Annotated in this window: 1 protein-coding gene; it reads right to left on the reverse strand. The window is 69.6% G+C overall.

Going from position 1 to position 391, the window contains the following annotated elements; genetic code table 11:
* A partial coding sequence (locus RNB18_RS53330) for a penicillin acylase family protein (RefSeq protein ID WP_311721221.1) occupies positions 1–391 on the reverse strand: 391 nt, incomplete at both ends.

Here is a 391-nt window from a genome sequence, read left to right on the forward strand (position 1 = left end):
TTGGCGAGCAGCGCCTTGCCGGTCGTCGTGTGGTCGCCGTTGACGACCCAGGAGTTGGACCCGATGCCGTTGCCGTTCGGGCCGAGCAGGGCGGGGATCTCGTCGAGGGTGTCGGAGAGCGCGGAGAGCTGGGTGTTGAGGCCCTCGGCGGCGCCCTGCGGGATCTCGGCCCCGGTGCCGCCGGACGGGGTGGCGTCGAGTTCGAACTTCCCGGTGACCGGGGAGACCGCCCCCCGGTCGACGATCGGCTTGTGCGTCTTGTAGGGGTACTCCGGGTACAGGTCCTCGATCTGGCCCTTGTCGAGGCGGCTGGTCAGCAGCGAACGGTCGATCTCGTCCTGCATGTTGCCGCGCAGGTCCCAGGCCATCGCCTTGAGCCAGGCCACCGAGT

Source organism: Streptomyces doebereineriae (genome assembly GCF_031845645.1).
In the GTDB taxonomy this organism is placed as follows: Bacteria; Actinomycetota; Actinomycetes; order Streptomycetales; family Streptomycetaceae; genus Streptomyces; species Streptomyces canus.